At 58.9% G+C, this 20,870-nt stretch carries 20 protein-coding genes and 2 pseudogenes; 9 read left to right on the plus strand and 13 right to left on the minus strand.

Features of this window, described 5'->3' with window-relative positions; genetic code table 11:
• Positions 1–170: 170 nt before the first annotated feature.
• Together ACFQJD_RS18600 and ACFQJD_RS18605 are read left to right on the plus strand one after the other, a co-directional pair.
• Complete coding sequence (locus tag ACFQJD_RS18600; protein ID WP_379800230.1) at positions 171–785, plus strand: DUF309 domain-containing protein; 615 nt, start codon at positions 171–173, stop codon at positions 783–785.
• Between the two features lie 48 nt (positions 786–833).
• On the plus strand, positions 834–2,213 hold the full coding sequence (locus tag ACFQJD_RS18605) for a PAS domain S-box protein (RefSeq protein ID WP_379800232.1): 1,380 nt from the start codon (positions 834–836) through the stop codon (positions 2,211–2,213).
• A 15-nt stretch (positions 2,214–2,228) separates the two neighbouring features.
• On the opposite strand, the pseudogene ACFQJD_RS18610 reads toward ACFQJD_RS18605, so the two are convergent.
• A pseudogene (locus tag ACFQJD_RS18610) lies at positions 2,229–2,342 on the minus strand (NAD(P)-dependent oxidoreductase); the annotation flags it as partial.
• A gap of 116 nt (positions 2,343–2,458) precedes the next feature.
• Between ACFQJD_RS18610 and ACFQJD_RS18615 the strand changes: the two are divergent.
• Entirely contained in the window at positions 2,459–3,499 is a 1,041-nt protein-coding gene (locus ACFQJD_RS18615; RefSeq protein WP_379800234.1) for a tyrosine-type recombinase/integrase, read from the plus strand.
• Positions 3,500–5,068: 1,569 nt separating this feature from the next.
• Here ACFQJD_RS18615 and ACFQJD_RS18620 read toward each other — a convergent pair.
• Complete coding sequence (locus ACFQJD_RS18620) at positions 5,069–5,332, minus strand: hypothetical protein (protein WP_379800237.1); 264 nt, start codon at positions 5,330–5,332, stop codon at positions 5,069–5,071.
• Positions 5,333–5,764: 432 nt separating this feature from the next.
• Between ACFQJD_RS18620 and ACFQJD_RS18625 the strand changes: the two genes are divergently transcribed.
• From ACFQJD_RS18625 to ACFQJD_RS18635, 3 genes are read left to right on the plus strand one after another with little or no spacing between them, the layout of a single operon-like run.
• Positions 5,765–5,998, plus strand: coding sequence for a zinc-ribbon domain-containing protein (locus ACFQJD_RS18625; RefSeq protein ID WP_379800239.1), 234 nt, complete (start codon positions 5,765–5,767; stop codon positions 5,996–5,998).
• Positions 5,991–6,440 carry a zinc-ribbon domain-containing protein gene (locus ACFQJD_RS18630; protein ID WP_379800241.1) on the plus strand — a complete coding sequence of 150 codons (450 nt, stop codon included), beginning with the start codon at positions 5,991–5,993 and terminating at the stop codon, positions 6,438–6,440. Before ACFQJD_RS18625 ends, ACFQJD_RS18630 begins: the two co-directional genes overlap by 8 nt.
• Positions 6,441–6,803 (plus strand): DUF2085 domain-containing protein, encoded by a 363-nt coding sequence (locus ACFQJD_RS18635; RefSeq protein WP_379800243.1) that lies wholly within the window; start codon positions 6,441–6,443, stop codon positions 6,801–6,803.
• A 792-nt stretch (positions 6,804–7,595) separates the two neighbouring features.
• On the opposite strand, the gene ACFQJD_RS18640 is transcribed toward ACFQJD_RS18635, so the two are convergent.
• The 9 genes from ACFQJD_RS18640 to azf all read right to left on the minus strand — a co-directional run bounded on the left by ACFQJD_RS18640 (position 7,596) and on the right by azf (position 16,865).
• The gene (locus ACFQJD_RS18640; RefSeq protein WP_379800244.1) at positions 7,596–8,720 is read right to left on the minus strand and encodes a hypothetical protein; all 1,125 of its coding nucleotides are present in this window, start codon (positions 8,718–8,720) and stop codon (positions 7,596–7,598) included.
• A gap of 193 nt (positions 8,721–8,913) precedes the next feature.
• Positions 8,914–9,276 (minus strand): hypothetical protein, encoded by a 363-nt coding sequence (locus ACFQJD_RS18645; protein WP_379800246.1) that lies wholly within the window; start codon positions 9,274–9,276, stop codon positions 8,914–8,916.
• Between the two features lie 101 nt (positions 9,277–9,377).
• On the minus strand, positions 9,378–10,961 hold the full coding sequence (locus tag ACFQJD_RS18650; protein ID WP_379800248.1) for a hypothetical protein: 1,584 nt from the start codon (positions 10,959–10,961) through the stop codon (positions 9,378–9,380).
• Between the two features lie 22 nt (positions 10,962–10,983).
• A complete protein-coding gene (locus ACFQJD_RS18655; RefSeq protein WP_379800250.1) occupies positions 10,984–11,175 on the minus strand; it encodes a hypothetical protein in 192 nt (63 codons plus the stop codon).
• A 283-nt stretch (positions 11,176–11,458) separates the two neighbouring features.
• Positions 11,459–11,725, minus strand: a complete 267-nt coding sequence (locus ACFQJD_RS18660) for a hypothetical protein (protein WP_379800252.1) — start codon at positions 11,723–11,725, stop codon at positions 11,459–11,461.
• Positions 11,709–12,032 (minus strand): hypothetical protein, encoded by a 324-nt coding sequence (locus tag ACFQJD_RS18665; protein ID WP_379800254.1) that lies wholly within the window; start codon positions 12,030–12,032, stop codon positions 11,709–11,711. The genes ACFQJD_RS18660 and ACFQJD_RS18665 overlap by 17 nt, the downstream gene beginning before the upstream one ends.
• Complete coding sequence (locus ACFQJD_RS18670; RefSeq protein ID WP_379800256.1) at positions 12,025–12,546, minus strand: hypothetical protein; 522 nt, start codon at positions 12,544–12,546, stop codon at positions 12,025–12,027. The genes ACFQJD_RS18665 and ACFQJD_RS18670 overlap by 8 nt, the downstream gene beginning before the upstream one ends.
• A gap of 375 nt (positions 12,547–12,921) precedes the next feature.
• Positions 12,922–13,377, minus strand: coding sequence for a hypothetical protein (locus ACFQJD_RS18675; RefSeq protein WP_379800258.1), 456 nt, complete (start codon positions 13,375–13,377; stop codon positions 12,922–12,924).
• A gap of 2,702 nt (positions 13,378–16,079) precedes the next feature.
• Positions 16,080–16,865 (minus strand): NAD-dependent glucose-6-phosphate dehydrogenase Azf, encoded by a 786-nt coding sequence (gene azf, locus ACFQJD_RS18680; RefSeq protein WP_379800260.1) that lies wholly within the window; start codon positions 16,863–16,865, stop codon positions 16,080–16,082.
• 99 nt (positions 16,866–16,964) lie between these two features.
• Between azf and ACFQJD_RS18685 the strand changes: the two genes are divergently transcribed.
• From ACFQJD_RS18685 to ACFQJD_RS18695, 3 genes are all read left to right on the plus strand, one after another.
• Complete coding sequence (locus ACFQJD_RS18685) at positions 16,965–17,291, plus strand: hypothetical protein (RefSeq protein ID WP_379800262.1); 327 nt, start codon at positions 16,965–16,967, stop codon at positions 17,289–17,291.
• A gap of 52 nt (positions 17,292–17,343) precedes the next feature.
• The gene (locus ACFQJD_RS18690) at positions 17,344–17,679 is read left to right on the plus strand and encodes a dihydroneopterin aldolase family protein (RefSeq protein ID WP_379800264.1); all 336 of its coding nucleotides are present in this window, start codon (positions 17,344–17,346) and stop codon (positions 17,677–17,679) included.
• A gap of 72 nt (positions 17,680–17,751) precedes the next feature.
• Positions 17,752–18,156 (plus strand): DUF5790 family protein, encoded by a 405-nt coding sequence (locus tag ACFQJD_RS18695; RefSeq protein ID WP_379800266.1) that lies wholly within the window; start codon positions 17,752–17,754, stop codon positions 18,154–18,156.
• Here ACFQJD_RS18695 and ACFQJD_RS18700 read toward each other — a convergent pair whose 3' ends face one another.
• Positions 18,157–18,888, minus strand: coding sequence for a creatininase family protein (locus ACFQJD_RS18700; protein ID WP_379800268.1), 732 nt, complete (start codon positions 18,886–18,888; stop codon positions 18,157–18,159).
• Between the two features lie 33 nt (positions 18,889–18,921).
• Positions 18,922–20,840: pseudogene (locus ACFQJD_RS18705) on the minus strand (ABC transporter ATP-binding protein).
• Positions 20,841–20,870: the final 30 nt, after the last annotated feature.

The raw sequence follows: 20,870 nt of genomic DNA on the forward strand, positions 1-20,870 counted from the left end.
TCGGCGAGTTCAAATCTCCGTCAGGACGCTCACTTCGTTCGCGCCCTGACGTGGTCACGCTTGCGGTGCTCGCGCGACCTCCGTCAGGACGTCATTCTCACGGGGTCGGACGGCGAGCGACCGTACTGTCTCTCGAATTGGTTTTGTGTGCTCGGCCCCAACCCACGCCTATGGACGCCTCCCTCCGCGCCGGCGTCGCCGTCTACAACGCCGGCCGGTATCACGCCGCCCACGACGCCTGGGAGGACGTGTGGCTGGATCTCGAATCCGGGAGCACCGACGAGCGCCTGCTCCACGGCCTCATCCAGTTCACGGCGGCGATTTATCACGCCCGCACCCGGAACTGGAGCGGGGCGACCGGCCTCGCGACGAGCGCGCGGAGCTATCTCGCCGAACTGCCGGCGACGTACCGCGGCGTCGACGTGGCCACGGTTCGGACGTATCTCGGGGCGCTCGGATCGGACCCCGAACTCGCCGAGCGAGGCCCGCCGCCGGCGCTCACCGTCGACGGCTGTACCGTCACGCTCGACGGCCTCGATTTCGAGGCGGCGGCGGTCGCGGCCGTCGTCCTCGCCGAGGAGAGCGACGACTACGACGCGGCGGTCCTCGAACGCGCCGTCGGCTACGCCCGCGAGGAACTCGCGGGCACGGGGACGCAGTTCGTCGCGGGGGTGATGGACTTCGTCGCGGACGCCGACCGGCGGGGACTCGTCTACCGCCGTCTGCGCGCACACGTCGAGCGGCGCGTCCAGCGCGAAGACGACGTCGCGGGCCTGTTCGAGTGACGGGGCTATCCCGCGAACCTAAGGCGTTCGAGTTCGTGGCCCATCCGTATGGAGTCGGCCGACTATCGGGAGATTTTCGAGAACGTGGCCGACGGGCTGGTCGTCCACGACCCCGATACGGGCGAGATCCTCGACGTCAACAGCAGGTTCGAGGACCTCACCGGCTACGCCCGCGAGGAGTTGCTCGGGCGGACGGTCGGCCTCGTCACCCCGGACGAGGGGCCGTACGACCACGAGCGCGCACTCCACCGAATTCGGCAGACCCGCGATCGCGAACCGCAACTGTTCGAGTGGGAAATCCGGGCCAGGTCGGGCGACGAACTCCCCGTCGAAGTCCACCTGACGGTCATCGACGTCGACGGCGACGACCGCGTGCTGGCGAGCGTCCGCGACATCAGCGAGCGCAAGTCCCACGAGGCGGAACTCGAACGCTATCGGAAGTTCACGACCGACCTCCTCGACGCCGTCGACGACTGTATCTTCGTGCTCTCGGCGGACGGGACGCTCAAGCGCTGGAACCGGAGCCTCCCCGAAGTCACGGGCTACGACGAAGACCAACTCGACTCGATGACGGTCGTGGACTTCTTCCCCCGGGACGCCCACACTTCCGTCCTCGAGACGTTTCAGGACGCGCTCGACACGGGGAGCGCGAAGCGCGAACTCGCTCTCCGAACCCGGAGCGGGGCCGACATCCCGTACGAACTCCTGTTCGACAGCCTCGAAGATCCGGACGGGGAGATGGTCGTCGCCGCCGTCGGCCGGAACATCACGAACCGGCGAGCGCGCGAACAGCAACTGCAGGTCCTCGACAGGGTCCTCCGTCACAACCTACACAACGACATGACGGTGATACTCGGCCGGGCCGAGTTGATACGCAACCGCACGTCCGGGACGCTCGCCGAAGACGCCGACGCCATCATCGACAAGTCCCGGCGACTGCTGGAGACGGTGGACAAGGAGCGCGAGATCGTCGACGTCATCCTCGATTCGTCTCACCTCCGGACGCTCGACCTCGTCGATACGGTGCTCGACGTCGCCACCGACGCCCGCGAGGACCACCCCGAGGCGACGATCCGGCTGAACCTCCCCGACCGGGCACCCGCGGCCGTCGGCGACCATTTCTGGCGGGCGATCTCGGAACTCGTCGAGAACGCAATCGTCCACTGCGACTGCGAGTCGCCCACCGTCGAGATCGGTCTCGATCACCGGGACGACATCGCCGTCTTGCGGGTCGCCGACGAGGGTCCACCCATCCCGGATGCGGACGTCGACGTGCTGACCGGACTTGGCCCCGTCGACCCCCTGTATCACGGTAGCGGACTCGGCCTGTGGCTGGTCTACTGGTCCGTGACGCACTCGCGGGGGACGGTGTCGGTGGAGACGAGCGACGACGGGAACGTCGTCACCGTCGAAGTGCCGGCGGTGTGACGTCCCGACGACGTCTCACTCCGTCTTCGGCGTCCCGTCGAAGTGATACTCCGCGGAATCGTCCTGTGGCTCGTAGCCGAGCAGTTCCTTCGCGCGGTCGATGGAGTAGTACTTGCGTTCGTTGTCGGAAGATTACGCGACGGCGAAGCCCTCGCTTGCCGTGCAACTCGCTACGCGACTCGCCCGCCGCCGTCGACGATTTCGCGGGTTCGTGGGTGGACGTCACCCCGTCGGTTCGGAGAACCATGAACACCCGAACCACTGACGCCCCGACCGAACGGGGACCGAGACTCGAACCGCTCGAACCAGCCAAAGCGAAATCACTGTATCTCAAGTCGCGGCGGGACGAACTGGCCGCCCGCTCACTGGAGCTACATGAGAAACACGTCGGGTCATTTGTCGACTTCTGTGACCGCGAAGGTATCGACAACATGAACGGCGTATCTGCCAGAACAGTTCACGAATATCGGCTTGAGATAGCAGAACGGCTGTCTCAATCGACGCTCAGTATCTATCTCTCGACTGTTCGGCAGTTCGTCGCATTCTGTGAGAGCATTGACGCCGTCGCCCCGAACACTGCGGAACGAATTGTCCTTCCCGACCGAAACCGTAACGCCCGCTCCGAGACGTTAGACGCCGACGACGCGACGGCGATACTGTCTCATCTCCGCAAATACTACTACGCGAGTCGGACGCACGCATTGATGGCGCTTCTGTGGCACACGGGAATACGGACGGGGACGGTTCACAGTCTCGACGTGAGCGATTACGACGCCGAACGGGACCGTCTAAGAATCCGCCACCGTCCCGAGACGGATACCCCGCTCAAGAACGGCGAGAACGGGAATCGCTATATTGCACTGTCGGGAGACGTTTCGGACGTTCTCGACGATTACATCTCGGAGTGTCGCCAGGAAGTGACCGACGAGAATGGGCGTGAACCCCTCTTTACGACGAAACAAGGGCGGGCGACGAAGAACACTATTCGACGGAACGTCTACGCCGCTACTCGCCCCTGTGCTACAGGACAGGGGTGCCCACACAACAAGAACCCCGACGAGTGCGAGGCCGCAGAACGGACGAACGCCGCCAGTCTGTGCCCGTCGACTGTGTCGGGTCATCCCGTCCGTCGCGGAGCAATCACCCACCATCTACGCCAAGACGTTCCAGAAAAGGTCGTCTCTGATAGGATGAACGTCAGTCAAGACGTCCTCGAAGAATTTTACGACCGTCGAACCGAGGACGAGAAAGCGGAGCAACGTCGCCAATTCATCAAGAACGTCTAATTCGGATTACATCCCTATCAAATTTTATTCATATCACATATCGTATCATGGAACGGGGGTATTTTTAACCACCCGTACATATCACCTCAACGTAGTCCACGTCGGAACCCCACTCTACCCAGGGATTCTCGGCAAGGGCTACATGGATAGACCCATCCATGACCAACTCCAACTCCTCCCGCAACGAACAGGAGGAAGAAAGTCAGAACGCTTCCACTCTGAGGGGATTGCAGACCCTCAAGTTGGTCCTTGAGACGATATTGACGGCCTTGCGGCTACTCAGAGTGTTGTAACAGGTGGTGGTTACCGACCGTCTCGGTCGGAACCCCACTCTACCCATATAGGTGTAGTACAATGTACCCCATTAACCTTTGCACTAAATGTGAGTTTTCAATCTTTCTGTAAAATCCCGTTCCTTAGGCCTTCTCACTGTCATATTGAATGGAAATCATGTGGATTTCTCTGTATTCATCACGATTTCTTGAACGCTTTTCTCGGAAGTTGTCCCCCGTCCACAGTCGGGACAGTCGGATACACGTCCGCGCTATCTCGCTGTGAGATTGACGTAACGGGGATTCACTGGTATTCGATCTTCGGATTGCTAACCGAAATTGGTCAAACCAGGGGACAAGAGACTAACCCCTTCTTGCCTACGAATCCGCCTTTGCCACAGTAATGACGGGGTGCATACTGTATGCGTAACAGTAATTATAATTGAAGAATCCATCCCCCTCGACTGGTAGCAACGGCGTCGTTGACGCCATTCTCGTCAAGGCGATCCAGATTCATCATGGCCATTTGGAAGGCCGTCCACTCGTCCACAGTTGGGACAGTTGTTCCCACTTCCGCGCTAATCACTGTGAGATTGTCTTGTGAGGGATTCTACGGTATTCGAGATACACACGGTGGATACCACTTAGTTTCGGTTCGAGTGTGTGCAAGGGGGCCTTACACCACTTTCTCAATCACTGCGGGCCTATCCTCTCGTCCATAGCGGGACAGTCAGATACACCTTCGCGCCTTCTATTTGGTCATTTTCTATCAAAACATGGATAGAAAGGGGGCGAAATAGGCAGTGAAATTAGTTTCGGGATTGTGATAGGTGGGATTGAATCACCGTTACGTCGTGCGATTAGCCAAATCGTCTTTCTATCGGTGTAGTACCATACACCGAGATATTATCTCTTACTTCACTCTGTGGACCCACGGGGATTGACCTTCGAGGACGGATTGACTTTCACGTATTAGTACAATCTTGGCTGGATTCAACTGGGGTGATTGACTGAATCAGTCTTTTCTCTTAGCCACCATATAGTCGCGCCAATCTCTCGGGGATACCTCAATAGTAGATCGACTGGGAGGGAAAGAGACGGTGGTCGACGGCGTGTCTCGTCGCCCCGATACCCTCACCGCAACACACGGGTATCGTGACGCCGTCGCCCCGCACGTCGCCACACACCGCAGTCACGGTGGGGGGATAGACAATTGAGTCAATCAGCTACGGGACTTAACCAACAACAAACACAGGAACGCTACACGTTGGTTAAGACCGAGAAAAAAGAGAGTTGCTTACGATTCGAGAACTTTGTGGGCGCGGATACGGGACTTCTGGCCCTCAAGCCAGTCGCGGGGGAACAAGTACCGTTTCTCGCCGTCAGTGAGGAGCGCACGCCCGTCGGGGGTGATTTGACTGATTTTCAGTTGGCCGAGAGACGACGTTTCGATCTTCTGGCCTTCCTCGAACGGCCCCCAGTAGTCGTCAGGCATCGGTTCGAGCTGTTCTGCGCCGAGTCCGACCCTTTCGAGCAGGTCGGTGATGTCATTTTCAGACATTGCACTCTCACGTAGGGGACGGTATTACTTCATTCTTTAATTTTCAAAGATATGAAATAATGTCTAACCGAATAGACACCCTGTACCCCCTGAACCCGCCCCCGTGAAGATTAGCTCAAGGTTGGACGACTATGTCAGTGGGTGGAGGGATTCCCTCTCCCGCCAAAGAAGGGAAATAGACTCGACGGTATCCCCACCCCGTCGAAAATCTGTGAGGGAGAAATTTCCGAGGGGGCAGATCGGGTCAGAAATTTTTTGGCGAGATACCAGAGGTTTCGCGGCTTCAAAGGGGCGCGGAAGTTGGATTCGCCGTCACGCGATACATGACAGGCGATTAACCTCCGCGCAAATACGGGGCGGATTTCAGACTGTTGATTAGGAATAGTCAATCACCCATAATTTTATTTAAAGAAAGAATTACCATACTGCCATATGGTCGTTGCCGAATACGTCTGGTTGGTTGGTTCACCCATTTCCCTACTTCTATTGGGATTTCTCGGATGTTGTTGCCAGCAACAACAACAGCAACAGCAGATCGTGACCGCCGATAACGACGATCCGAAACGCGTTTGTCCCGAATGTGGGATGGAAAACCCTACAGACGCGGATTACTGTGGGGACTGTGGATTCTCGTTCTCCTCGGGCGGAGGAAATGCCGATGAGTGAGGAAACCGAACTGACCCTTGATGATGTTGATCAACGGAAAGCCAGTGAGCTGAAAGAATACCACTTAGAGAAAATCAGAAAAGAAGCTGAGAGTACAAATGACCCAGGCCCGCTCTATCTACGAGGCAATCCGAGGATTAGAGGTGGTGCTGTTGTCGGGCTTCTGGTCTTTGGAACTGCGTTCGGCGCATTAATCATGCCAACATCACCCGAAGCAGCGGCTATGTTCGGAGTGATGGTGAGCGGCGTAGGATTGTTTACGATTACCCAGTGGGGAGTAGCTACAAGGCGTGCCCTACGGGATGCTGAGACAGGTAATCAGCAACAACAGCAGGGGAAGCCTTCATCCAAATCCAAGCAGATATGCTCAAACTGTGGATGGAAAAATCCGAAAGCAAACAATTATTGTCACGATTGCGGTGCTGAACTGGATTCAGAATAGATGAGCAACGTTCTCGACAGGTTGTTTCGAGTATCCCAAATCTTCCGCTCGTATCCCTTTTGTCACTCTCGACCCGACCGCTCGTTTTGCTACCGAGGGCGTCATTTCGGACTGTGCGCTCGATGCACGACGATGTATCTCGGTGGGTTGCTGACGATGATCTCATTTCCGATGTGGCGACCCGTCTCCCCGCTCGTTTTGATTGCGGTTAGTGGTCTGCTACTGGTTCCAGGAGGAGTTGACGGAACCACACAAATGTTTGGCGACCGAGAAAGTACGAACACCTTGCGAGCGATTACTGGCTTTCTATTGGGTGGTGGGGTCGTTACGACCGTCTATGCTGTCGTTTCGATGCTCTTGTAACATCGGACGCGGAGGTGGTTGACCGTCACACAGTTCGTGACGGAGAATCCAATTTCCGCGCCACCCGAGAGACAGCCTCTACCCGCCGAATAACCGAATGCAACTGTAAGGGAGAATTACCGACAGTCCCACCGACTCCGAGTAAGTCGGGGCAGGAGGATGAGACGGAAAATAGCGACGGTACGGGGTGTTAGTACACGGAAGTCGAATCCGTTATCGCGGGACCGAGATAGCGGGGGTGCGTCCGTGTTCGAGGGCTATGGGACGAACAGGGAATTAGAACGAGAAATGTCGAGTGCAGTGATCCCGCCGTTACTGTTCGTCGATGCCGCCGAAACATCGACGACCGCGCCACGGTCCCCGCCGTCGACGTGGATGCCGTCTGATTCGATTTCCAGCGAGTGACCGTGGGCCTGTACGATGGCGTTACCGTTCGGCTTCAATCGTACCTCCGCGTCACTGTCGGGGACGCCAATGACTCGCTCACCTGGGTCGTACTCGGGGGTGAATCCGATTCACTGTACAACACTCCGATGACGACGGGAACACCGTCTCGACGCCGAATCATGAGGACCCTATCACCAACTGACGGGATATGGGCGTCTCCGACCATCTGAGTCGTCACAATTGCCGCCGAATCCTGTCCCGTCGAATCGGCGCGGACCTGGACGTGGTGACGCACGTCGTCGCCCTGTTGGTGAGCCTTCACAGAGACGACGGTTCCGCGCTCCGCGAAGGCCATTTCACGGTTGAACCGACCGACACTTTGGGCGTGGCCGTGGGGATTTCGGGTCATGCATCCTCCCAGACTACATCGCTAATCTTGATTTCGGACTCATCGACGTGGAAATTCACGTCTAATTTCGTGTTCGGAATTTCGTACTCGGGGTCGGTGCGGTGGACCACTGAATTGATCGACCACGTAAGCGGTTCGGCGTCTACGTCGATGACAGCTTGGTCGGCGGGCAATGCGCGGATTCGGTCGTAGGGACCAAGTTGTGGGGCGAGAACGCTATACATCCATCCGCCGCCATCCGAATCGCTCAATAGGTCTGCAAGATAGCTCCTTGCCGCCGCTTTAACCTCTCGCTCGGAAGCCGAATCGACCTGTATTTGCCGACTCGCATACTCGCCGCCTGCCCGTTGTACCAAGTCGTCGTACACTGCCCGAACGCGGACGTAACGTGAAGGAGCGGATTCGGCAGTCCATTGACTGTCTAAGGGTTGGGCCGAACGGGACTTTTTGGCCGCTCCGACGGCGACGACAGAGTTTCGCAACTGGGTTTGGTATAAGGCTCTGTTCTTGAGGAGTGCCACGTCGCCGTCTCCCGTCGCGTCATATTCACTCCCAATCTCGGGCAGGGAGTTGATGTGCGCGACGACGATTTCCAGCGTCTCGAAGTCCTCGCTTGGGCGAAGCCAGTACCGATAGGGTCCGCCTCGGTTACGAATCCACCGTAACACGTCGAGAAGGGTCGACCGATTCCGAGTAAATTCGCGGCGACCAAGAGAACCCATCTCGGGATCGATACTCTGTACGTCGCTGGCCGCATTCAGACTGGTATATGACTGATTTTCTGCGGCTGATTCGACGCCGACGACGTTTACCTCTGGGAACACTCCCGCGTCCTCTAATTCGGACGCTATGTACTCCAGAGGAATTTCTGGGGACGGATTGGTGAACCGACGACTCGCGGGGATTTCTTCAAGCACGTCGGCTACGTCGTTGACGGTGAACTGTACCGAATCCTCTCCGCCGCCGATTCCGCCAACCCATCCCCGAAAGACGGGCGTGAAGTCACCATCCTTGTTCAACGGGGAGCGAAGGGCGATTTCAACGGGGATTAGACCCGCACGGGAGGTAACGTCGACGAGTTTTCCGTACTCGTGACCGTCAACCTGCCACCGAGTTTTCACCGTCGCATACCCCTTTATTGAGGGGTTTTTCGTCTTACGGAGTTCGAGGTTTACCCCGAGTGAGGGAATGCGGGTTCGGGATTTGCCGATGAGGATTCGATCTGGTGCTGGATTCGGGGGTCGAAGTCGGGAATATTCTCCGAGTCGCCACCACTCCCCTCGGCAGAGAACGCGGAAGTGTTGTCTGATACGCTCATGAATCGAGGAGAGATTGGCCGAGCGACTGGTTCGTATCCTCGCGTTGCATTAATTGAAACGTGTATAGCGGCTCCGTTACGGGGGTTCCCTGAAATGTGTAGTTGCCTCGCTGTTCCTGGTCGTTTCTATCCCATTTGAACTGGTCAAATACTGCCATTCCTGTATAACCGTCCGTTATAATTTGAACTTTCTCTGTGGAGCGAACCAACTCAGTCAGCTCCTTCAGTTCTGGGCGGAACAGGTACCCTTCCATCGTGAAGGTTACACCCATATCTCCCGTCTGCGAGACGTAGGTGCGACCCCCAGTGCCATGGGCAACATCGGTATTGAGCGGAAGTGTTCCGCCGACGCGAGTCACTACGGGTGGTTGTACGACTTCATCCTGATCTGGATCTCGGATAGTTGGACGGACTTCCCCCAACGTCGCAAGTTCAGTAGCAGTTGGTTCAGATGTAGACATTATATCCCCGAAGCAAATTCACTGTCACGGCGCGTTCCTTCCATGTAACTCAGCGTCTCGGTAATTCGAGTGGCATCTTCGCGGGAGTTGGCGTTGATGTTGTAGTTCTTGTAGACGACGTTGCCTCCAGCAACACCGCCACCACCACTGAATCCGCTCATCGAACCGAAGCCACCAGTGTTCGCACTCACTCCGTTAAATTCGCGGAGGGCGTCGGTGGCCGAACGGATTCCTCCTTCGAGGGAGACGAACTGGGAGGTAAGCCATCCAATCCCCGCCGCGATACCGAGGGTGAGAACCGAATAGAGCGTCATCAAGGCCGCACTCAACGCATACGACTGGAGGGTAGCCATCAACTCGGCGGCAGTCATTCGTTGGAATGCCGCCGCGTTCATCTGAACTGCCCCGAACAGACTCAACAGTCCACCCTGAAGCGAGTTGTTGACGACAGTGTACATTGCCGATACGGAGAGAAGGGTTAGGAGGACGCCAGCGAGAGCGCCCATAACTTCGAGGCCGTATGGGAGAACGTTCAGGATTTGCCCCAACCCACCGAACATCATCATAATCCCCCGAGTCGCGGCGAGGAATCCAAGGGATAACTCGTAGATGATCGGAAGGAATCGTCCAAGGTCGGTGACGATTGCGGCGAGGAGCGGCAACGTATCGGCCAAAACGCTACCAAGGAGTGCAATCATGTTCACGTCGGGGAATCTCTCTCCCAACATCGTGAACAGTGGCACGGCCATCTCACCGAAGGCGACGACATCCGCCAGTACGGGAGCGGTGTTCCGTGAGAGGAAGTGGGTCAATGCAGTGAAATCGTCGGTCAACGACCGAAGAACGCCTGCATTGCGACCCAAATCACGGACGAGGAAATTCAGGTCACGGAAGGCTTCTTCGACGACGGGGACGAAGGATTCGGCTATCGGGCGGAATGCCTGTACAAACGTATTTCCGAGGCGGGTTATCCGCTGTTGTAAGCGTCTCACGGATAATCCGTCGCCTGTCATCGCCATTCCTAACAGGCCCAGTCCCCCGATGGCCGCAAGGCCACCTGCGGCGGCAAGGGCCGCTCCCGCCAATGCACCGAGGCCCGCAATGGCGGCGGGGAGCGCACCGATGAAGGTCCCCATCATGGGAATTAACGCCGCGAGAATCTTGAAGAAGTCACCCATGACGAACTGTAAATCGAGGAACTGGTCGGTGAGAGAATCACGTTCACGGACTCGAATCCCTGGGTCGTGATAGATAGGGAGTCGGATGGGTTGTCCGCCGCTGGTCATGGCCTCACCCGCAGACGATGCAGTAGACGAAGCAGTGGAGGCCGCGCTACTCACCGTTCCCGAAACGTCGGAATCAGTATCCACGTCAACGTCGACGCCACTGTCGATGGTATCCATCGTCGCGGCGACCGCCTGAAGCTCCGCTAACGTTTCAGAGACGCCGTCGACACCAACTTCGATGTCGAAGACGGCTTCCTCCAAGGAGCCGATTCGATACAGTTGCAGTTCAAGTTCGGTGAGAACTGCCGAAAATTCATCCTCAACAGACGCTATAAGGTTTAGTTCTTCCGTAGGCATAATTTAGATTCGATAAACTCGTTCAACTTCGCTGATCTTCGACCGTTACTTCGTCGTCGGTTTCTTCGGGAGGCCATACCTGCCGTCCGCCGTCCCCATCATCCCAGACTCTCCCGTCGTCACTGATGGTGAAGCGGTCTTGCTCGTAGAACCGTTCGGGCATTTCGGGGAATGGCCGCCCCAACTCCTCGGGAATTGGACTGTCGTCGCTCATGATCTGTCTGAATGCTCCCAACACTTGTCGCCGCCGTCCTCCGTATCTGCCGCACGGGGAGGTTTGCCACAGAACCAACCACTCTCAAGCTCCGCGCCACAGCGACCGTAGTGGTCGGCTTCCTCTTTGCTCGGAAGCCCGATTCTCGGATCGCGGCGGAGTTGACTCAGCGATTTCTCGTCTTCGAGGTAGAGGGGATGGTTCCGATACGGCTCTAAATCCCCGTATTCTTCCTGCCAATTCGTATACGGTTTGCCGACGCGTTCGACTCGTTCTCGGGGCATTATTTCGAGGGTAGATCGTATGTCTCACCCGATTCGTACTCCGTTTCGTCGTCTTCGGACTGTGAGGAGGACTCACCATCTGCCGATAGCGAATAAGTCTCACCGTGCTTATATTTCGGCATCTCGTCGTCGGCGGTGTCGGTATCGAAGCCCGCGTCCTCTGCGAATCGGACAAGCTCCTCAACGCCGTCATGCAGTTGTGCAATTTGGTCGACGGTCAAATCAGACACGTACTCCGCGAGCGAAGTTTCATTCCAGCCGGTCATTGTCGATTAGGTAAGCGCGAAATTGATTCTGGGTCGGTTCAGTCGTGGGGGTGACGTGGAGTTTGGTCCTCGGCCACGGTTCGATTTCGAGATACTCGTTTTCGCCACTCGGAAGGGTCGCTGTGGCGATTTCGTGAGCGTCCTCGAAGGTCGCATCTTCGACGCGGGTGGCCGAAATCGAAATGGACACTTCCGCGTCCAAATCGTTACAGAATTGAAGGCGGTTAGGCGGGGGAGAATCCGCATCGAAGGTGAAACTGTGCGGATTAGTGTCGCGGATTTCAACTTCTGTGATCGTCTCACTCATTCGCCACCTCAACGGAGAGTGAAACATCGGTGTAGTCGGGTTCTTCTTTTATTGCACTCTCCTTCAGATACTTCGGCGGGGGATTCTCGTCTAAATGCTTATTGTAAGCTCGCCACTCCCGCCATGCTTCTCGCAGTTTTTTCGCATCCTTCAGTTCGGCTTCGGGTTCGGCGTCTTCGTACAGTTCCCGAAGATCGGTTGCGTATTCGAGGGCCAGGAAAGTCAGAGCATCCTCCCGATTCGCCCCGCTCATTCCGATATGATTTGCCGCATCCGCCGCCCGACTCCACGTCGCTTTCGAGCAACGGACTCGTTGGGGGCGTCCCGATTCATCTAACCGCTCTTGGACTTCATTTCGCTCCCATTCCTCTCCTGCCATCTCACCGTAGTGGTGGATGAGGAGGATAAGCGGCGTGTCGACGCGTTTCGCATCCCCTTTACCGAGATTCGTGTTATCGAGTTTCGTCTTCGCTTTGCTACCGATTCGGATTCGTTTAATTTCTTCCGCGTACATTGTGTTGTAATTAATTGTTGTCGTCTTCTGATTGTTTGAGTTTCAATACTTCATCGTCGGAGGGAAAGCCCCGTGACGTTGCGAACCAGTTCCGCGACGAAACCCAGGCCCCGACGGCGCGGTCGATGTGCCACGGTTCCGTATCGCCTGCAAGGGCGAAGTGCGGTAACTGCGACCCAAGATAGACACACCCTGCCGTCGGGGGAATATCTCGGAGTGAATTGACTACGCCTACCTCTCCGTAGGTATCCGTCGCCCGAGGCGGGTCGTGTTCGACGGTCACTGTCCCTCTCTCAACGTCGTGTGACTCCCAGGAGGCCCGTGGGGTTCTCTCTACGAACTTTGCGACGGCAGGGCGAAACCATTCGGAATCAACTACGTCGTGGGGATCGTCGACCCAGAGGTACAGGTGACAGTGGGGGTGGCCCACTGTCTCGTGGCCGAGATAATCCGCGCCCATTCCACGTCGAACCCCCGTTTCTGGGAGAGGGCGTATCGGATTGAATCCATGACGGCGGTCATGTTCTGAAACAGGTCTTCCCCCTGTTGATATGGCGTAACCACCCTCCCCGTCTCGGGGTCGACGGGGGACTGTCTCAAGCTGATCATGACCGTCGTTACCCCCGTCATGTCGATTTTGAAGTAGGCATCGGCGTCTCGCAACTTTGCGTACCGTTGCCGAGCTTGCCGTAGTTTTGACGTTCTGTACGGCCCGTCGTCGCCGTCGTCGTCCCCGCCGTCATCACTGTCATTCTCCCCGACGCCGACGCCAAGGTCGGGGTCATTTGCCGTGACGAGACGGGTGTAGACGTTCCTCGCTGTTCCTCGCATGATGGGGCGCGGATGGTCGCATACGTCGACGGTATGTTCGCCTTTACCCTCGGGGTCGTGATGGTCAATCGACCACTCCTCGCACCCGCAGGTGACGAGAGGGTCGGGGAGTCGGGAGCAATCCACCGTCGGGGGTGCGACCAGTCCTTCGTCGTATCGACTGGGTGGGACTCTGTGGTCGGAGGGACTTCGGGGTTGTTTGTCTTTTTCCCCAGTCGCACATATAGTCTCGCCGTCCCGTTCGTGTTCGGTCCACTCCTCCCACTCCTCCCTTTGAATGAAACGGACGGGGGGATCACTTGGCTCCCGTTCGTGATAGGGCGATGGGGATAATACGTCGCCGTGGAAGTGGCGGGGGATAGACGCCATCGACTATCCCTCCGACCACCTCCGCTGAAATAGCAAATATCCGAAAGGTTTATTAACCCGACAGTAGAATAGTCTACCGTCGGTGAACGATACTCCGTCGCCGTCGCTACTGTTTGCGAACTTGCCCATAATCGTAGTTCCTTCGGGGTAACGGTCCCTACACCGTCACCCGCTCTTTTTTTATCAGTTCTTCGAGATGAACGCGTCGTTTTCCTCGATTAGCCGTTCAATCGTCACCCGATAGGGAACGTCTTCTGTCCCAAACAGGGCGACACTGGCGTCGTCGAGAAGCTGTTTGTCTTCGTTACGAACAGTAATGGTGCAGTGGTTTTCTGATGCAGGCATGGTGCTGGTATGAAAGGTGGGGGAGTTTCACCCCGAACGCTATACAATTGCTACTGACTTTTGCGTTTGCGTAGCAAACGCACGCAGGCTGTTCGTTGCGTAGCGCCGAACAGACTCCGATAGAGAGATAGATTGGGGGCAAAGCCGCGTCCCCCGTACTGAAACCGCGCATCGACTCCGAAACCCCGAGTCGGACATCACGTACCGACTCGGAAACGCCGACTCGAACGCGGTGAGTCGGCATCCCCGATGGGAGTAGAAAGGGGGTGGCTCCCGAAAAGGGGTATGGGCAAGTTCTGGGGGCTTGAATCTGCGACCCCCGCACTAAACGGCCCGTTCCCCACTTCCCCTCAATACTAAAGACTACCCAACTAAAATCGGGCTTTCTGAACAGGTAATTTGACAGTCTTACGGTTCGAGACGGTTCGTATCGGCAGTTCCGTGAATCTCCCGAGCCTATTTAAAGGTAATCTGACGCAATTACAGTACCTCTCACTATACGTGTAGGGCGCGAAAAATCCGCCATACTCAATCAGTAGATCGGGCTTATCAGTCCTCGAAGCCGTCCAGAATCGACGTTTTCGTGGTTTCACAATGGCTTATAAAGGGTGAAGTAGGATTGATTGTCCCAAGGCAGGGACAGTGATTGACTTCACCGTCCATCTCCGTCGTCGTCCTTCTCTCAATGCTCCCTATCTGGCGAACAAAACACGGTCTTCCGAACGGTTAATTTCACTCTCTCAAGCCGCGAGAGAAGTAAAATCGCCTGTTCCGTGATTTTCAGGGGCCTATTTAAAGGTATTTTGCCGCAATTACGTTCCTCTCAATGCTCCTTATCCCCCCATCATAATTTCGGGATTCGCCAAATCAGAACAGTCGATTTCTGACGGCTAACCGCCTCGAAACCGTCGAATGTTGATTTTAAATGGGGTGAAAAAGGGTATTGGGCGAACGTGTTGTTATCAGTCCTATTTTTTGACTCTCTAATCCCTTTCGTGAGAACGGTCATAGACGGTTCCTACGAGACTGAAGCAGTTGGAGGACCAAAACCACTTGGATAAGCGCGAAGGTTCAGATTATTGCTCATAGACCAAACGTGAGAGATTGTGAAGCAACTGACCGTCAAGGCACAGACGGGGAATCCAACATCACCCCACCACGAGAAGCTGTGCGGCGCGGGACTGTGAGGTGAATCTACTATCTACGATAGGTAATCCAACATCACGGCAAGATAGACTAAGTGTGTATCTTCCGTGGGATACACCTTCTATTGAACGGAGCGATTGCGTATCGTTCCACCGTCCTTCCCCTGTTCGGACGGTCCTCACTATGTAGGTATATAACTCAACAACAAATAGACTTTTGATTGTGTCTCGGGATACCCCTCTCGCGGTAGTACTGGTATTCCAAACGGGGAAACACCCAAATGTCAGGTCAAAATAGCGTTCTTCATGCTCAGCCCAGAATTTTGGTTGGTGATTTCTCTCCTGTGGTTCGTCGTTGCGATCCTCACCGCGAAAGACGCGCGAAAGCGAGGTATGAATCAGCTGTTCTGGCTCTTAGTGGCGATTATTTTCGGAATATTTGGTGTCGTAATCTACCTTCTCGTCAGAAAACCTCACCCCGACCGACGAACAACCTCGGATAGCAATCGGGACGAATTTACTACTAAATCATGGGATGAAATTGACGACGAACCAGCGAGTATGTCGTCTACTTCCGAGAAAGAGTAACTCGGAGGCAGTTGACTGTGGCGAGCTTGCCACAGCGGGGTGTCGTCCGCGCCAATTCCAATATGCTCACCCCAAGAATGATAGTGGTTCCCAATGAACTACGCCCGAACCGACGGATGGCGAACCATCACCGACACAGCGTGTATGGCTTCAAAATCAGGGGTTCGAGAGAGTCCCCTGTTTCGGGTGGAACTACCCCGTCACTTACCAGTGGCGTGACAATCCTGAAAAATCAGAAAACCGCAAGAGGGAAGGTCACTCCGTCTTCGGCGTCCCGTCGAAGTGATACTCCGCGGAATCGTCCCGTGGCTCGTAGCCGAGCAGTTCCTTCGCGCGGTCGATGGAGTAGTACTTGCGTTCGTTGTCGGAGATGCCGTAGACGATCTCATAGCCGTAGTCGGCGCGCACGCAGCGGTCGAACAGGTGGGCGCAATCGCGCCACGAGAGCCACATCGCCTGTCCGCGTTCGTAGTTCCGCGGCGGGTGGTCTTTCGTGAGGTTGCCGATGCGGACACAGACGACGCTCAGTCCGTGTTCGTCGTGGTAATACCGCCCCAGGACCTCGCCCGACGCCTTGCTCACGCCGTAGAGGTTGCTCGGCCGGGGCAGTTCCGTTCCGTCGAGGCGGTAGTCGTCGTCCGCTCGGTACATCTCGGGCGTTCGCTCGTCCGTCTCGTAGGCCCCGACGGCGTGGTTCGAGGAGGCGAAGACGAACTTCTCGACGCCCGCCTCGACGGCCGCGTCCAGTACGACCTGCGTGCCGTCGATGTTGTTCCGGAGGACCGAGTCCCACGGCGCTTCCGGCCGTGGGTCGCCGGCGAGGTGCACGACTACACCGACGTCGGCCATCGCTTCCCGTACCGCCTCCGCGTCGGTCACGTCGGCGACGTACACGTCCTCCCGGTCGACGCCGTCGGGGACGCTCTCCGCGGGAAGCGGCTCCCGGTCGAGGAGCCGCCAGTCGTGGTCCGTCGCGAGTCCCGAGAGGATGGCCTGTCCGACGCGCCCGCCCGCGCCCGTCAGCAGAACCGGGTCGTCCATTCAGGTGTCAATGTAGCCACCGAGACTAAGTATTGTCCGGTTCCCGTCAACTGCCGGGACGCCGGCGACGTTTATGCGCGTCCGGCGCGTATCGGTGGTATGGCCCACCGATTCGTCCGTGCGACGCCGAAACGGGACCGACTGGCGGAGCTACGGGAGCGACTCGAGCGCGGCGACGTCGAACGGCTGGACCCGTTCGGTCACGCCGTGACCCGCGCGCTGGAACGCGCGCGATTCGACCCCGACACCGGCGAGGCCGTCTGGGTCGAAGAGGACTACTGCACGCCCCCGCTGGCGATGGAACGGGAGGCAGTCCTCGACGACTACTTCGAGACGCTCACCGTCGTCGACGCCGACGTCGACGAGGCCGCCGGCTGGGAGCGCATCGAGGACCTGCCGTCGCTGTGGGACCGCGTCGAGACGTAATCGCCCCCGCCGCACCCGATACGCCTTACTCGCCCGCGTCCCACTCCCGCGTATGGTCACCGACGTCCAGCAGGCCTGTTTCGAAGCCGGCATCAAGTTCGGGTCGCTCTACCACCAGTTCGCGGGCACGCCCGTCAGTCCGGAGAGCGCGCGCAGTCTGGAAGCCGCGATGGCCGACGCCATCGAGAACCAACCGTACTGCGAGGCGGTGAGCGTCGACATCGACGACGGCGAACTCGAGGCCGCCATCGACCGCGGCTACACCGAACTCACGGGGCGGTTCATGGACGTGGAGATGCGGATCGCGTACGAGGGCGTCGTCGTCCGCACGCGCATGGAGCTGGAGGACGGCTATCCGCTGATGAAACTGGTCGAAATCGAGGATTGAACGGCCGTTATCCCCGATTTCACTTCCGCTTTCGGGCGTGCGTTTAAATCGCATGGCGGGGAACGTACGGGTATGAGTCAGACGACGCTCAGTGACGAGGACCTCTTCGGCGAAGCCGCGGCGGAGATGCGCGAGGACGTCGAGTCCCACCTCGAACAGGCGCGGGCGGAACTCCCGTCGGCGGCGGCCGTCTGGGAGACGGAAGCCGACAACGTCCTCGGCGTGTTGAACGGCCTCCGGTCGGCCCTCGACGTCGGCGACGCCGAAGAGCAGCTCCGGCAGGCGAAAAAGTGGTACACGATGGGCGAGCGCGCCGACGCGTTCGAGGACGCCGACGACCTGTCCGAGGCCATCGAGGAGCTCGAAGCGGTCGTCGCGTCGATACGCGAGGCCGAAGAGAACGTGGGCGACCTCACGAACGCGATCCCCGAACTCCGCGGGACGCTACAGGACCTCGAAGCCGACGAGGACGAGTGACTACCGTCGTTCCGTCCGCTCCCGGTCGGCGACGGCCGCCAGCAGCGCCGAGAGCGACTCGGCCGCTCCGTCGAGCAGTTCCTCGCCCAGTTCGGCGTCGCCCTCGTCCGGGTCGCCGACGACGCCGTTCTCGGTGAACTCCGCGCTGTCGTACGCGAGGTTCACCCGCCCGACCCAGTCACCCCAGCGGTCGCTCGCGCCGTCGCGCGCCTCGTCGATCTTCCCCTCGCGCACGAGTTCGGGCCGCTCGGCCCGCAACAGCGCCGTCTCCAGCGGCCCGGCGTGGCCCATGTCGGTTCGGTGGTCGCCGACGGCGTCGAACCACGTGAACGGGACGACGAAGGCCTCGCCCGACCGGGAGACGGCCGCGGACACTTCCCGGAGCGCGTCGACGTTGCCGCCGTGGCCGTTGACGAGGACGATCCGGTCGAAGCCGTGGGTGGCGAGGCTCTCCACGAGTTCGCGGACGTACGCCCGGAACGTGTCGGGCGACACCCAGAGGGTGCCCGCGAAGTGGCGGTGTTCCTCGGAGACGCCGACGGAGACGGTGGGCGCGACGACGACGTCCCGGTCCGCTCGCTCGACGCCCGCCTCCGCGACGGCTTCCGCGTTGACGGCGTCGGTTCCGAGCGGTGCGTGCGGGCCGTGCTGTTCGGTGCTTCCCACCGGGACGACGGCGAGGTTCGTCTCGGCGTCCCGGAGTTCCGGCCACGTCGCGTTCGAGAGATGCATCGTACGCCGTCTGCGTTCGCCCGCGGTGTAAACTTAGTCGTCGTCCGCGTCGGTCTGGGCCTGTCGGCGACTCGCCCGCTCGACGAACTCCGCGGGCAGGTCGTCGATTTCGCCCGCCTGCACGCCCCAGAGGCTGGCGTAGAGGCCGTCTTTCGCGAGCAGCTCCTCGTGCGTGCCGCGTTCGGCGACGCGCCCCTCGTCCAAGACGACGATCCGGTCGGCGTCCTTGATGGTCGAGAGGCGGTGGGCGATGGCGAACGTCGTCCGGTCCTCCGTGAGGCGGTCCAGACTGCGCTGGATGAGCATCTCCGTCTCGGTGTCGACGTCGGAGGTGGCTTCGTCGAGGACGAGTATCTCGGGGTCTTTGAGGACGGCGCGGGCGAGGGCGAGGCGCTGGCGCTGCCCGCCGGAGAGTTTGACGCCGCGTTCGCCGACCATGGTGTCGTAGCCGTCGGGGAGATTGGTGACGAACTCGTGGGCCTCGGCGGCCTTCGCGGCCTCGCGTATCGCCTCGTCGCTCGCGTCGAACGTCCCGTAGGCGACGTTCTCGCGGACCGACCCGTAGAACATGAACGTCTCCTGGCCGACGTAGCCGATGGCCTGCCGGAGGCTATCGATGCTCACGTCGCGGACGTCCTGACCGTCGATTCGGACGGCCCCCTCGTCGACGTCGTACATCCGGAGAAGGAGTTTCAGCGCCGTCGACTTCCCGGCTCCCGTGGGCCCGACGAGCGCCAGCGTCTCGCCCCCTCGACGGCGAACGAGACGTCCGAAAGCACCGGATCGTCGTCGTAGCCGAAGGTCACGTCGTCGTATTCGACCGCCCCCTCCGTGACCGTCAGGTCTTCCGCGTCCTCGCGCTCGTCGATGCGCCCGGGTTCGTCCATCAGGCCGAAGATGCGGGCACTGGAGGCGTAGGCCCGCTGGTACATGTTGATTATCTGTCCGAACTGGGCCATGGGCCAGATGAATCGCTGGGTGTAGAGGACGAACGCGACGAACTTGCCGGGCTGTAGGTCGCCCGTGAAAAAGAGGGGGCCTTCGCTGTGAAACACCCAGAGGCCGCCGACGACGAAGGTGAGGGTGAAGCCGATGCCCGCGAGGACGCGCAGGCCGGGGAAGAAGGTGATGCGCGTCTCGATGGCGTCCCAGTTGGCGTCGAAGTAGTCGAGCGAGACGTCGTCGACGCGGTCGTTCTCGTACGCCTCGGCGTTGCTCGTCTTGATGACCTGGATGCCGCCGAGGTTGTTCTCGAGGCGGGAGTTGACCTGCCCCACCGCGGAGCGCACCTCGGCGTATTTTGGCTGAATCGCTCGGACGAAGTAGTACGTGAAGACGGCGATGAGCGGGACGGGCAGCAGGGCGACCAGCGCGAGTTGCCAGTTCATCCAGAGGAGGATGCCGGCGATGCCGACGACCATCACGCCGAGGCGGAAGGTGGCGTTCAGCCCCTCGTTGAGGAACCGTTCGAGGCGATTCACGTCGTTCGAGAGGACGGACATCATCTCGCCGGTCTGCTTGTCGGCGAAAAAGTCCATGTTGAGCCGTTGCATCCGATCGTAGGTGTCGGTGCGGACGGCGTGCTGGATATGCTGGGCGAAGGAATTCCACCCCCAGTTTCGGACCCAGTGGAAGACGGCTCCGCCGAGGAAGGCAAAGAGAACGATGCCGACGACGAACCAGAACTGGGCGGTGGGATCGGTCGGGAGCCACGACCGCGGCACCAGCGGCAGATCGAACGGGCTGTTCCGGAGGAAGATGGCGTCGACGGCCACGCCCAGCAGGAGCGGCGGAAGCAGATCGAGGACGCGGGCGACGACGCTCGCGGTGACGCCGACGGCGAACTGCGGCGCGTAGTCGCGGCCGTACTCCGCGAAGAGGCGGCGCATCGGGTTCGCCGTCCGCTCTCGCTGCGCTTCGAAGGGGTCGTCTTCGTCCGCGGGAACCTCCATCGTCCCCTCTCGGGGGTCCGCAGGCAAAAG

Source organism: Haloplanus sp. GCM10025708 (genome assembly GCF_042663985.1).
Classification (GTDB): domain Archaea; phylum Halobacteriota; class Halobacteria; order Halobacteriales; family Haloferacaceae; genus Salinirarus; species Salinirarus marinus.